We start from the raw sequence: 13,361 nt of genomic DNA on the forward strand, positions 1-13,361 counted from the left end.
TATAAAATTTCATGAAGCCCATCTTAAAACTATACCGCGGATATGCCAATGAAGAAGAACTTATTGTTTTTGGCCATGTCTTTAAGCCAAATACTGCAGGCAGTTATGAATTTGAAAAAAGACGTTTCAAAAATGCGAAGTCAATCATAAAAATGTTCCGCATCAAGACCATTCCAAATGCCGACGTTTATCTTGAGCACGATGGTATCAAAATACACACTAAAACACTAAATGACGGTTATTTCAAATTCTGCATACCTTTAAAAGAAAAAGAAAGAGCCGGACATGGATGGATGGACTATTATGTAAGCACTTTTCATGAGGGGGAGGAAATTCAGGAAAAAGGAACCTTTATACGTCCGTATGAAGGGACTTTGGGTTTCATATCAGATATTGATGATACTTTTCTGGTTTCGCATACACGAAATGCATTCAAAAAACTATACATACTCCTTTTCAGGAATATCAACGACCGGAAAATATTTCAGGATGTCGTACCTCATTACCAGGCACTCAGTACCGCGGGCAGAAATAAAAAAGATGAGATGAATGCGTTCTTTTACGTTTCAAGCAGCGAATGGAACCTTTATAAATTCATTGTAAAGTTTACTGAAAAGCATGAACTCCCACGTGCTGTATTACTACTCAAAGATATCAAGACCAGCCTTATGGATTTTTTTGTGACAGGGAGGGGCAATCACGGGCATAAATTTGACAAGATTAAACACATACTGGAGTTTTATCCTCACCTACAGTATACACTATTAGGCGACGATTCACAGCATGATCCCTTTTTATATGAAGACGTATGCAAGATATTCCCTGTCACCGTTAAGGCCGTTTACATTCGCCAGACAGGCAGCCATAAAAAAGAAAAAGCACTCACAGCTATCGAAAACATGAAGGCAATGGGGGTAGCGACCTGCTATTTTAAAGACAGTAGCGAAGCAATTGCACACTCAAAGCATATTGGATTAATATCTTAAAATTAAGTTATTTATAAACCTGAACATTTTAAAAGCTGTAATTTTAACATATAAACAAGATAACATATACCCTATGAAAAAACTAATTGTAATGTCAGGCTTAGCTGTATTGCTTATGGCTTCCTGCAAAAAGAAAGAAGATCCGGTTCCGCAACCTACGCCACCTCCGGTTGAAGACCCGGCACCACCGCCTGCACCGCAACCGCAGACAAAAACTACAACAACCACTACTAATGTAACTGTTGAAAAACCTGAAGAAGATCCTGATGGAACATCAGTAAGCGTAAGTAGTGACGGAGTGAGTGTAAAGAACAAAAAAGGTGAATCTAAAAACAATGTCACCATTTCAAAGAAAAAAACCGAAGTAGAATTCAAAACTCAATAAAAAAAGCTCCCCGAATATCGGGGAGCTTTTTTTATGCATTCTCTATTTCTTCCTGAACAGTTTCCCATTCTTGCATCAACTTATCAAGTTCTTTTTTCTTGTTCTCGTAAGCCGTAAAGAAAGCGGCATCTGCCATCAGCTTATCATAGTTACCTGCTAAAAGCTTATCATCATGTTGAATTTGTTTTTCAACCTCTTTAATCTGGCTTTCAACTTTACTTAGCTTGTTTTGTAGTGTCTTATTTTTTTTCTGGTCCTGATATGATACCTGTTTGTTCTCTTTAGGAGTTTCTTTTGCAATCACATCTCTTTTCTCTACCTCACGCATATTCTGCATATTGCGCTGTTCAAGATAGAAATTGATGTCTCCTAAATATTCCCTTATCTTTTGATCCTTGAATTCGTAAACAATATTACTCATTCCCTGAAGAAAATCCCTGTCGTGAGATACAAGCAGTAATGTACCCTCAAACTTTTGTAGCGCCGCCTTTAGAACATTCTTAGACTTAATATCAAGGTGGTTGGTAGGCTCATCCATCACAAGTACATTGATTGGCTGTAATAACAGCTTACAAAGTGCCAGACGGTTTCTTTCACCTCCAGAAAGCACTTTTACTTTCTTCTCTACATCATCCCCTCTGAAAAGGAATGAACCAAGCATATCACGCACTTTAGACCGATTCGTATCTGTCGCCGCATCTTCCATTGTTTGAAGAAGTGTGATCTCACCATCAAGATATTCTGCCTGATTCTGTGCAAAATAACCTAACTGCACATTATGTCCCAGTTTAATTTCTCCCTGATAGTCGATGTCTTTGGTAATTGCTTTTATAAGCGTCGATTTTCCCTGCCCATTTTGACCTACGAAAGCAATTTTGCTCCCGCGCTCCACAAGCAGGTCAATATCCTTAAGTATAGTTTTCTCACCATACTTTTTGGTTACATGTTCCGCCTCGACCACTACACGGCCGGGAGTAATTGAAACGGGGAACGAGATATTCATAACAGAATTATCATCTTCGTCCACTTCAATACGTTCAACTTTGTCAAGCTTTTTGATAAGCGACTGTGCCATCGATGCTTTAGAAGCCTTAGCCCTGAACTTTTCGATAAGTTTTTCTGTCTGCTCGATCTTCTTTTCCTGATTCTTTTGAGTAGCCAATTGCTTTTCCCTCAGCTCTTGCCTTAGTTCCAGATATTGTGAGTACGGTTTGTTGAAATCGTAAGCCTTGCCTAAAGATATTTCTATGGTTCTGTTAGTAACATTATCAAGGAACATCTTATCGTGTGATACAATAACCACAACCCCGGGATAATTTCTTAAGAATTGCTCCAGCCAGATGATACTCTCGATATCAAGATGATTGGTCGGCTCATCGAGAAGTAATACGTCATTGTATTGAAGCAGCAGTTTTGCCAGTTCAATACGCATACGCCATCCACCCGAAAAAGTATCAGTAGCCTTATCAAAGTCTTCACGTTTAAAACCAAGTCCAAGTAATATTTTTTCTGTATCACCTACATAATTATATCCTCCAAGAATTTCATAATGATGTGTAACATCACTAAGGTCCTCGATAAGTTGCGAATAGGATTCACTTTCATAATCCGTACGTGTAACCAACTGATGATTGATCTTATCAATTTTTGCTTCAGCTTTCTTAATCTCTTCAAAAGCCTGATAAGCCTCTTCAAGCACTGTTCTCCCTTTTATGAAATCAATGTCCTGCTTAAGAAAACCTAACCTGATTTCTTTTTCAGTGGCAATAACACCCGAATCATATTGCTGTTCTCCTGAGAGTATTTTAAGCATGGTCGACTTTCCCGCTCCATTTTTGCCCACAAGGCCAACCCTGTCACCGGCACCAAGTCTGAATGTAACTTCCTCAAACAAATATGTTCCTCCGAAAGAAACCGATAAATTATGTATATTAAGCATTATTCTTATGTCTTATTTAATCGTAAATTTGTGTAACAACAAATTTTTTGCAAATGTTAAAAAAAGGATCCAAACTATATAGCATTTTAACAGGAACCTGTCCCCGATGCCACGAGGAAAGCATGTATTTAGATAAAAACCCGTTCAATTTGGGTAAAATATACAAAATGCACCAAAGATGCAGCCACTGCGGACAGCCTTATAAAATTGAACCTTCATTTTACTTCGGTGCTATGTATGTTAGTTATGGCCTGGGCGTAGCCATTAGTGTAGCAGCTTTTGTAATAACGTTTTCAATATTTAAAACAAGCCTCAAAACAGCTTTTATTTCTATCGTAGCAGCGCTGATTATTCTAATGCCGTATATTATGCGCATTTCCAGAAACATCTGGATAAACTTTTTTGTTAGTTATGACGAAAACTGGAGAGAACTTAAAAAGCCTTAAATCGCTGTAAACCAACTTCCTTCCTTACCGGGTTTCCTGACATGATCGATTCATATAATTCTTTGGCCATAGGTGGTCCAAGCATAACGCCACGTGTCCCCAAACCATTCAGCAAATGTACTCTTTTAAATTGGGGATGTGTGCCTATCAAAGGCTTTCTATCCTTTACAGTCGGGCGAATGCCTGCCAAATGCCCTATAATCTCATAGTCACAGGTTATCAGCTCATTTAGTTTTTCAACAAGCTCATTCCTGCCTGCTTCGGTAGGCTCTGCTGTTTTATCATACCATTCGTATGTGGCTCCCACTTTAAAAAGGTCATTACCCATTGGTAATATAAAGATACTCGCATTTACAGCCACATCGAGATGCAAGCCGGGTGCTTTAATAAGCAACAGCTCGCCCTTAGTCCCATCTAGCGGTAAATGTTTAAAATATGGATTTGCATGAATACCAAAGCCTTCAGCAAATATGATATTACGTGCCTCGCTGCCATGATAAGACACAAATTCATCATTGATCATTAATTGTGAATAATCAAACGTTTCCTCAACTAGCCATCCATTATTATTGAGATAATTATGGTATGCTTCAAGCAGTACTGTTGTATCTACATAGCCAGTATGCATTACTTTACCAAAGCCAAACGGAGCCGGCAAACCGGCATAATCGGTATGCAAAATTTCAGGTGAAAGGAATGGTTCTAAAGCAGGCTTGTCAGCAGCCTCAAACCAATTATTTTGTTCCTCTATTGAGGCAAACTTCCTCAACACAGGTAAATTAATATCAACCTTTACCCCTAATCTTTGTTCTATCATCTCATAGAAGGGCTCCATATATTCGCGATGTATTGCAGCGTCCTGAGGAAGACTAAACCTTTTAAGTATAACCGGATTGTATAATCCGGCCGCAACATAGGACGAATTTTGGGAACGGTCACTGATAACCGTAAATGTCTTATTGTTCTGTAAAGCCGTTTCAGCAAAACTTATACCCGCCAAACCCGCACCAACAATGATAAAATCTTTCATAGTGTAAAAATAAAAAAACTCTTACCACAAGGGTAAGAGTTTCTAATATTTTGAAGAATATACTTCTTAGTAGTTCCACATGTCCTGCTCAAAGTTACGTATCTTATCTTTGATACGTTCAGCTTCAAGAAGCTGCATCTGAGAGTTATCTTTCATGTAGTCTTCGATAAGTCTGTCTCCATAAACGTTCTCTTCTTTAACAATTACAGCAGTGAAACGTCTTGAGTTAAGCAAGTGGTCAAAAGTGATAGGCATTGCAGAGTTTTTCTCATTGAATGCTTTCGCTTTATGTAAAATATCTCTTGCTCCAGGATAGAATACCCAAAAAAGCTCGATTGGCTCAGCAGCTTCTCCTTGTCTTAATTTACTCATGGCATCAACTGCCATAGGGCAAATTCCAAGAATTCTGTATTTCATTTCACCTTGTCTCTTATCAAAGTACCATGTCCCAACAATTTTATATTTGGAAACATCGGCAGCGGTAAGTTCAGATGTAGTATAATGCTCATCCGTCAACAAACCTTTAGCTTTCAAATCTGCTTCAGTTTTACCCGGATTTTGATTCAATACATCAGTACCGTAGTCATTAAGCTCTTTGAAGTAGAAAACCGACTGAATATCTTCCCCTGTCTTTTTCAGTGAAAAGTAAGAGTCATCATATACTTCAGTCAATTGGCCATCTTTGATAGCAGTAATTAAAACACTGAATAGCGACCTTCTATCATCACCTATATTATCATCAATAGGAAAATACATAGGGAAATTGATTCTTTGATCAAGATCTATCACTTCCCAAACTTTTCTGGCAAGCAAAACATCCCTGTCTCCCACATAACCGTAAGGTAGGGGCTTATCATTATCTAATGAGTCCTGCTCTGCGGTTTTTTTACCTATTTCATCCGGCGTTTTTGCGTTCAGCAAGTTAGACTGTCCAAAAGACGTTGCCATACCTGCAAAAAATAAAGCCGCTAATAAAAAATTTTTACTATTCATTATTTTAATTTTATACTGTAAAAGAAAAACGTTCTTTTAAATCAAATTATTGTATTTCCCAAGCGAAAGTTGAAGATCCTCTAGGAGTGTATCCGTCAGCTCCAACAATTTTTGTCTTGATGTTCATAATTGTAACAACATCACCACGCTTACATTTAGCGATAGCAGCCTGAGCTTTTGCATCAAATCTGTTACCCTGGATAATCATACCTGCATTACCCGGAACGTAAAGTTCAAAAGAAAGTACAGTTGTTTTAACATCAAATACGAAATCAGGGAACGCAACATTAACAGTTGAAGACGCAAGGTCATTTTTGTTACCTTTAGAAGAACCTTGTTTACCTCTTAATTCCGGTACCGGAGCAGGAATAGGACGCACAATGAATTCTTTCATATCTGTAACTGTTTTACCATCTGATAATTTAGCAGTAACCTGAATTTTAGCAGTATTACCAGAAACACCAGTAACATTCCAGTTGTATTTACCTTTAGAACCTCCAGATCTCCATGCTCCAGGAGCAGAAGCCTTAACGTCTGTATCAGGAACACCTGCAAATGAAACTGTCATTGGATTTTCAACTCCACGGTAAACCGTGTTCATCTTATCCGCAGAGATAGTAGCAGAGTTAGGACGAGGTACAACTACATATTTACCTTCGAATTTCAATGGCACTTTTTTGCCATCCTCAAGGAATACGAATTCACCACCAATTTTTTGCTCTCCAACGCTACCAGCAGTCATGTTAATAACAGCCTGACCATTTTCGATTTTACCAGGACCGTTGAATGAAATAGGTTTAGTATTTTCATCATACCTACCCAATACAACTTTACCTGTAACTTTTTCACCCTGGAAGTAAGCATTTTTATCAAGAACTACTAAAGCAGTATAGTTCTTCATCGAAATTGATTCGATAGCCGCTTTTCCAAGAGCGATATTGTAAACGTTAGCCTCAATAGTCTTAACATTATTCTGTAGAGCAGAAAGTTTTGTTAGAGAAGCGATTGAAGGGAAACCTTTATAATGATAATCAAGGTATTTTTTAGTTACACCTTCACCATCTTTGATGTCAGCAGTACTGAATTTGCTTTCAAGCTCTTTTGCGATAGGTGAATATTTAACATCATTACCTATAGCCGCTTTCATATCAGACTTGTACTTCTCGATTCTAGCAACGATTTCTTTTCCTTTTGGAGAATAACCATCGCCTTCAAACCACTGCTCATCGATTTTATCACCTTTATCCATAGCTTCATAAGGAAGTTTTCCTGTAGCCTCATCTTTATGGATATCTTTAGTAATGTCACCTTTAAGGCTTTCCAGATAATCACTGAATTCAGCAGATATACCTTTAATTTTTTCAGAAAGCGCTTTAGCAGCGTTAAATGTAGGGTTCTCTGCAGCTTTAGCAGCTAGAGCACCATACAATGATTCATTACTTTTAGTAGCTTCTACGTTAGAAGACTCAAATTGTTCGTTCATCAAGCCAAAAGCAGATAATACTTCTTTTGACATGTTCAGTGCCAACATCGCGATGAAAACCAGATACATCAGGTTAATCATCTTTTGTCTAGGGGTTAATTTTCCTCCTGCCATTTCTAATTAGTTGTCTTTGTTTTTTTGTGTTAAAATGTATAGTAACTAATTATTAAGCTCTGTTACCCATAGCAGAAAGCATACCACCGTAAACATTGTTTAGAGAAGCAATGTTCTGAGTCATATTAGCCATCTCTTGTTTAAGCTTAGAAGCATTGTCAGCGATTTCTTTATTAGCTTCAGCGTTACGAGAAGCACTCTCTAACTGAACTTTGTAAAGGCTGTTTAGAGACTCCATCTGAGCTGCAGCCATAGACATTTCTTCGCTGTATTTTTTCTGTGAAGCGATTGAATCAACTGTTGGAGAAATTCCTTTAGCAGCAGATTCAAAGTTTTTGATGCTGTTTCCAAGGCTTTCCATAAGAGCACCATCAATTTTAGCTTCTTTTAATAGGTTGTCAAGTTTTTGAGAAAGCAGACCTTGTGCCTCAGCCGGGTTTTCTTTCTTAGCTTCTTTTTTCTTAGCATCACCACCAGCAAGCTCAGGGTAAACTAAAGACCAGTCAAGTTCTTTTTCAACAGGATCAAATGCAGAAAGACCAAAGATCAAAGCTTCAACACCAAGACCAATAATAAGCATCGCGCTTGCTCCTGGCCAGTGCATCAATTTGAAAAGAGCTCCGATGATTACAACTGCCGCACCCATACCATAGGCGAAATTCATAACTTTTTTAGGTAGTGCCATAATAAAATAATTTTTAGTTTTTAGTTAAGTTAATTAATTTAAATATTCAAAAAATTCGAGTTGGTTAAAAATCTTATTCGTTTGAGGTATTTTGTGTACCCATGTAATCCTGCACAGTCCTGAAACCTATATAGCTTCTTGCAGAGTCAGCATATTCCCAATCCCTGCTGCTCACCTGAAGGAAGTAAGCCACATCTTTCCAAGAACCACCACGAACAACTTTACGTTTGTTAGCAAGATCCGGAACGTTAGGGTTCATAGTAGAAACATACTCGTAAGAAGACGCATCGTAAGAAGAATCCGTCCACTCAGAAACGTTACCTGCCATATTGTATAGGTTATGATCATTCGGATCGAAAGATCTTGCCTCTACAGTATAAAGAGCACCATCAGCAGCATAATCACCTCTGTTAGGCTTAAAGTTAGCAAGGAAACAACCTCTGTCATTTTTAGCATAAGGACCACCCCAAGGGAAAGTAGCCGATTGAAGACCACCTCTTGCAGCAAATTCCCACTCTGCCTCAGTTGGTAAACGGAATGAGTTTACAAACTGTCTCTTTTTATCTTTTTGGAAAGCATTTTTATAAAGAGTTCTCCATGCACAGAACGCTTTAGCCTTCTGCCAGGTAACACCCACTACAGGATACTCACCATAAGCTTCGTGCCAAAAATAGTCATTATGCATTGGCTCATTATATGAGTAAGCAAAGTCTTTGATCCACACAGTCGTATCAGGATATACCTGAACCTGCTCATGTATCATGTACTTACTTCTCTTAGCCCTTGTGTTTTTAGTAGACTTGTCTTTTGCAGCTGCTTGGATATCCATCCAAGAGTAACGGAATACAAGCTTAGAAACATCAACAGTCCTTAAACCATTGTATGATTCAGATTCCGGCAGATACATAGAATCCATAACCTCTACATAGTACTCATCAGGATACTTTTGCGGATCCGTAATAAGCTTAGCCTTATGATTAAGCTTTCTACCTGCATAAATATCATCATCAGTACCTATACTGTAATAATTTTCATACATGTATTTATCATAAGCAGACTGATCTTCGGTAGCTTCCTGGTCTTTGAATGCAAATTCTCCGATACCACCAGCACCCGGCTTCTGTCCTTGCTCATCCGCAAGAATAGCCAATCTGGTCCTGACTGTAGAATCTTTAACCCACTGAACAAACTGACGGTACTCGCTATTGGTAATTTCCGTCTCGTCCATGTAAAACGAACGAACAGTTACCGTTTTTGTAGGAGCATCCTGTACATTCGCTAAGTCGTCATCCGACTTACCCATAATGTAAGCACCACCCGGAATTAAGGCCATACCATAAGGCTTTTCAGGCCTCCACTTTCTGCCTTTAACTCCTACCAGTTCCCCTCGGTCACTGGAACCACAGCTGATTAAAAATGATAAAGTTGCTGTTAATGCAATGAACTTCTTCATAAAATTGGGTTATTAATGTAATTCTATTTTTAAGGGCGTAAACCTATTTATTTATTTTTAAAAAAACAATTTTTTTATTAAAAAAACCTAAACAAAAAGCAAACTATTCAACACTTCTGCCAAAACGTGCCGTTTTTATAACAATACTGTTAAATTATGTTTTTTCTTTGCGCTTTCCATAATCTTTCAGGATACTCATTATTACAAGCACTAATATAATCCTGATGATTACATGGTAATAACGTATTCCTTTTTAATTTATTGCTGAGATTTGAGACAAACGGAACCTCAATCCACCATCTTTCCGTCTTATCGCTTTTGTAAAAAACAAGCTCCTCATCTTCTGTTGGCACAATATATTTAATATAATGCTCTTTACTTCCAAACGGATACTCATTTGAGCGATAGTGCACGCCTTCGATAAAATACCATATTACCTGCGCAGCAAGTGCGGCTTCCTGACGGCTGTCTTCATGATTAAAAATCCCAAAGACCGATACCTTATCGCTTATCCCCGCATAGCGTGCTAATGTACAAATTTCTTTGCCATCAAAACCATTTGGTATAAATTTAACAATATTTCCTGAATCACTCGACTTAACTGCCGTCATATCAACACTTACAATGTCCGCATCCCTAAATACAGGCTCGGCAATCGTGGGGTTTCCACTTACTTCACCCAGGCGATAAGCGTCAAAATATAACTTTTCAATAAGATCAATCTCTTCCTGCGAGTTATAATAAGTCTGGTAGCCCAGGTTTGAATAATTGAAAAGATTATTAGGCTCATCGACTATCATCCTTGTAAGATAAGACGCCGCTGAAAGCTCTCCATCCTGCTTACCAAAATCAAATTTACTGTCAATAGATACAAAGTTCACCATTTGTTCCAGTTTATCATACGCACGATAAAGCGCATAAGACAAATCCTGTGAACCTCCTATTACCACAGGCAATATACCACTTTTTATAAGCTCTTCTACAATACTTCTGAGCGCAAAGTAAGTATCCTGCTGCGAATCTCCCGCAGGTATATTACCCAAATCTACAACTGGTTTATCCCAGTTACCCGGAAAAAGACTATAAAGCTCTTTCCTTATATAATTAAGATGAATGTGATGCTCCCGCTTATTATCGCCCCCCCTGTCATCCAGCACGCCAATGATAGCAATTTTTGCGGTTTCAAGATTGGGAAATCGTCCATCGGCATGAAAATCGGTTTTATGACCTAATGCCTGAGCCGAACCTTCAGAAATGAATTCTAAAAGTGTAGCATCTAAGGGTTGTAAAAAATCGAATACCATTTATTATTTCTTTTTAGCCGCAGGTTTTTTTGCAGGTGCCTTTTTCGCCGCAGTCTTTTTAGCTGGAGCCTTTTCCTCTATCATGGCCTTAACCTGATCGAGTGTAAGCTTAGCAGCATCAATATCTTTATTCAGCTCTATCTTGGTTTTTCCTTTAAGGATAACAGAACGCCCCCAACGCGCTTTTTCTACGCGGATACCTTCTTCTTCCCAGTTATGAACCACTTTATCAATATCTTTTTTCAGTTTGTCTTCAATCAGTTCTGTAATATCTGACTGTGTAAGTTTGTCAAAATTATATTTCTTGTTTACATTGATAAATGTACCATTCCATTTAATGAACGGCCCAAAACGCCCTACACCTTTTTGTACCGGTTCGTTTTTATATGTACCAATTGGCGCATCAGCCTGTTGTTTCTCAAGAATGAGCTCTTTTGCCCTTTCAAGAGTAACATCAAGCGGGTCCTCCCCTTTTGGAAGCGAAATAAATACTTTACCAAAACGTACATAAGGCCCAAAACGCCCATTATTCACTTCTACCTCTTCACCATCATGTGTCCCAAGATTTTTAGGAAGCATGAATAAACCCAAAACTTCATCAAGGGTAATAGTACCTATATTTTGTTCCGGAAGAAGGCTTGCAAACTGTTTATTTTCATCTTCGGCATCGCCAATCTGTGCCATAGGGCCAAATTTACCCAAACGTACACTTACCGGCTTGCCTGTTTTCGGATCAGTTCCCAGAATACGTTCTCCTGATTCCCTTTCAGCATTCTTCTCAACATTTTTTACTGTAGGATGGAAATGCTTATAGAAATCGTCCATCATTTTTCTCCAGTCTTCGTTACCGGAAGCGATCTCATCAAAATCCTGCTCTACTTTTGCAGTAAAGTTATAATCAAGGATGGTCTCAAAATGATTCACAAGGAAGTCATTCACAATGATACCAATATCTGTAGGTACCAGTTTTCCTTTATCAGAACCAACATTTTCATGAAGTTCCTGCTCAGATACTGCTCCACCTTTTAACATAATCTGGCTATACCTTCTCTCCTGCCCTTCAAAACTTCCTTTTTCAACATAATTCCTGCTGATGATGGTAGAAATTGTTGGTGCATAAGTAGACGGACGCCCGATTCCAAGCTCTTCAAGCTTCTTAACCAGCGCAGCCTCAGTGTAACGGGCCGGCGGTCTTGAAAAGCGTTCGGTAGCCGTAATATAATTGTTCAGTAATTTTTCATTCACTCTTAATGCAGGCAGCATACCTTCCTGTTCGATATCCTCATCATCATTACCCTCAAGATATACTTTAAGAAATCCTTCAAACATAAGCACTTCTCCCGATGCCGTGAATAATTCTTTATGATTGTTCGTTTCTATCTTAACATTTGTACGCTCCAGTTCTGCATCACTCATCTGTGAAGCCACAGTTCTTTTCCAGATAAGATCATAAAGCCTTGCCTGGTCACGGTCTATATTAACACCGTGGCGTGACATATCCGTAGGACGGATAGCTTCGTGAGCTTCCTGTGCTCCTTTACTCTTTGTTGAATAGTTTCTTGGCCTGCTGAATTCCTTACCATACGACCTGATGATCTCAGCTTCGGCAGCACCCATGGCTTCCTGCGAAAGGTTAACACTATCCGTTCTCATATATGTGATAAGCCCGGCTTCATATAATCGCTGTGCCAGCATCATTGTAACACCTACCGGAAAATATAATTTCCTTGCCGCTTCCTGCTGTAATGTAGAAGTAGTAAATGGTGCTGCAGGTGATTTTTTTGCCGGCTTGGTCTCAAGATCTGACACCTTATATATAGAACCAATATTTTTATTCAGGAAATCCTGTGCTTCCTGTTTTGTTGCGAAGTTTTTAGGAAGCTTTGCTTTAAAATTTTTCCCTGCCTCGTTTACAAATTCTGCAGTTACACTGTAAGACCCTTCAGCTTTAAAATTCTGGATTTCACGTTCGCGCTCAACAATAAGACGTACAGAAACTGACTGTACCCTACCTGCCGAAAGCCCGCTCTTTACTTTTTTCCAAAGTACGGGAGACAACTCATACCCCACCAGCCTGTCAAGCACACGTCGTGCCTGTTGTGCATTTACCAGATTGTAATTGATATCCCTTGGATTCTCAATTGCTTTTAGGATAGCGGTTTTTGTGATCTCATGAAAAACAATCCTTTTGGTCTTTGCTTTATCCAGTTTCAGTTCTTCCGCCAGATGCCATGCAATGGCCTCACCCTCGCGGTCCTCATCGGAAGCCAGCCAAACCATATCGGCTGATTTAGAAAGATCCTTAAGTTTTTTTACCAGTGCTTTTTTATCAGGAGACACTTCATATTTTGGCTTGAAGCCATTTTCTACATCTACACCGATTTCTTTTGAAGGAAGGTCGGCAATGTGCCCATAACTGGACTCTACCTGATACCCTGCCCCCAAAAATTTCTCAATGGTTTTTGCCTTCGCAGGCGACTCAACGATCACTAAATTCTTTGCCATATTGCTTTTCTTTGTGTCGCAAAAGTATATGATTTTTT

General features: G+C 38.8%; 11 protein-coding genes. 3 read left to right on the plus strand and 8 right to left on the minus strand.

Going from position 1 to position 13,361, the window contains the following annotated elements:
- Positions 1-11 precede the first annotated feature (11 nt).
- Complete coding sequence (locus ACX0HA_RS05590; protein WP_458844286.1) at positions 12-986, plus strand: App1 family protein; 975 nt, start codon at positions 12-14, stop codon at positions 984-986.
- Between the two features lie 73 nt (positions 987-1,059).
- Positions 1,060-1,371: a hypothetical protein gene (locus ACX0HA_RS05595; protein ID WP_458844287.1), complete on the plus strand. Its 312-nt coding sequence runs from the start codon at positions 1,060-1,062 to the stop codon at positions 1,369-1,371.
- Positions 1,372-1,402: 31 nt separating this feature from the next.
- On the opposite strand, the gene ACX0HA_RS05600 is transcribed toward ACX0HA_RS05595, so the two are convergent.
- Positions 1,403-3,310 (minus strand): ABC-F family ATP-binding cassette domain-containing protein, encoded by a 1,908-nt coding sequence (locus tag ACX0HA_RS05600; protein ID WP_458844288.1) that lies wholly within the window; start codon positions 3,308-3,310, stop codon positions 1,403-1,405.
- 53 nt (positions 3,311-3,363) lie between these two features.
- Between ACX0HA_RS05600 and ACX0HA_RS05605 the strand changes: the two genes are divergently transcribed.
- Positions 3,364-3,756 (plus strand): DUF983 domain-containing protein, encoded by a 393-nt coding sequence (locus ACX0HA_RS05605; RefSeq protein ID WP_458844289.1) that lies wholly within the window; start codon positions 3,364-3,366, stop codon positions 3,754-3,756.
- Here ACX0HA_RS05605 and ACX0HA_RS05610 read toward each other — a convergent pair.
- From ACX0HA_RS05610 to topA, 7 genes are all read right to left on the minus strand, one after another.
- Positions 3,743-4,786: an NAD(P)/FAD-dependent oxidoreductase gene (locus ACX0HA_RS05610; RefSeq protein ID WP_458844290.1), complete on the minus strand. Its 1,044-nt coding sequence runs from the start codon at positions 4,784-4,786 to the stop codon at positions 3,743-3,745. The genes ACX0HA_RS05605 and ACX0HA_RS05610 overlap by 14 nt on opposite strands.
- Before the next feature lie 66 nt (positions 4,787-4,852).
- Positions 4,853-5,779: a type IX secretion system ring subunit PorN/GldN gene (porN, locus tag ACX0HA_RS05615; protein WP_458844291.1), complete on the minus strand. Its 927-nt coding sequence runs from the start codon at positions 5,777-5,779 to the stop codon at positions 4,853-4,855.
- A 46-nt stretch (positions 5,780-5,825) separates the two neighbouring features.
- Positions 5,826-7,376: a type IX secretion system motor protein PorM/GldM gene (porM, locus tag ACX0HA_RS05620; protein WP_458844292.1), complete on the minus strand. Its 1,551-nt coding sequence runs from the start codon at positions 7,374-7,376 to the stop codon at positions 5,826-5,828.
- Between the two features lie 52 nt (positions 7,377-7,428).
- Entirely contained in the window at positions 7,429-8,064 is a 636-nt protein-coding gene (gene porL, locus ACX0HA_RS05625; protein WP_458844396.1) for a type IX secretion system motor protein PorL/GldL, read from the minus strand.
- 70 nt (positions 8,065-8,134) lie between these two features.
- Positions 8,135-9,514: a T9SS ring complex lipoprotein PorK/GldK gene (porK, locus tag ACX0HA_RS05630; RefSeq protein WP_458844293.1), complete on the minus strand. Its 1,380-nt coding sequence runs from the start codon at positions 9,512-9,514 to the stop codon at positions 8,135-8,137.
- A 149-nt stretch (positions 9,515-9,663) separates the two neighbouring features.
- Positions 9,664-10,818, minus strand: a complete 1,155-nt coding sequence (locus tag ACX0HA_RS05635; RefSeq protein WP_458844294.1) for a formimidoylglutamase — start codon at positions 10,816-10,818, stop codon at positions 9,664-9,666.
- Between the two features lie 3 nt (positions 10,819-10,821).
- Positions 10,822-13,323, minus strand: a complete 2,502-nt coding sequence (gene topA, locus ACX0HA_RS05640) for a type I DNA topoisomerase (protein WP_458844295.1) — start codon at positions 13,321-13,323, stop codon at positions 10,822-10,824.
- Positions 13,324-13,361: the final 38 nt, after the last annotated feature.

The sequence above is a fragment of the Flavobacterium hauense genome (assembly GCF_054457175.1).

Coding starts and splice junctions, on each gene's coding strand:
- ACX0HA_RS05590 (WP_458844286.1), top strand. CDS start 12: ATGAAGCCCATCTTAAAACTATACCGCGGATATGCCAATGAAGAAGAA.
- ACX0HA_RS05595 (WP_458844287.1), top strand. CDS start 1,060: ATGAAAAAACTAATTGTAATGTCAGGCTTAGCTGTATTGCTTATGGCT.
- ACX0HA_RS05600 (WP_458844288.1), bottom strand. CDS start 3,310: ATGCTTAATATACATAATTTATCGGTTTCTTTCGGAGGAACATATTTG.
- ACX0HA_RS05605 (WP_458844289.1), top strand. CDS start 3,364: ATGTTAAAAAAAGGATCCAAACTATATAGCATTTTAACAGGAACCTGT.
- ACX0HA_RS05610 (WP_458844290.1), bottom strand. CDS start 4,786: ATGAAAGATTTTATCATTGTTGGTGCGGGTTTGGCGGGTATAAGTTTT.
- porN (WP_458844291.1), bottom strand. CDS start 5,779: ATGAATAGTAAAAATTTTTTATTAGCGGCTTTATTTTTTGCAGGTATG.
- porM (WP_458844292.1), bottom strand. CDS start 7,376: ATGGCAGGAGGAAAATTAACCCCTAGACAAAAGATGATTAACCTGATG.
- porK (WP_458844293.1), bottom strand. CDS start 9,514: ATGAAGAAGTTCATTGCATTAACAGCAACTTTATCATTTTTAATCAGC.
- ACX0HA_RS05635 (WP_458844294.1), bottom strand. CDS start 10,818: ATGGTATTCGATTTTTTACAACCCTTAGATGCTACACTTTTAGAATTC.
- topA (WP_458844295.1), bottom strand. CDS start 13,323: ATGGCAAAGAATTTAGTGATCGTTGAGTCGCCTGCGAAGGCAAAAACC.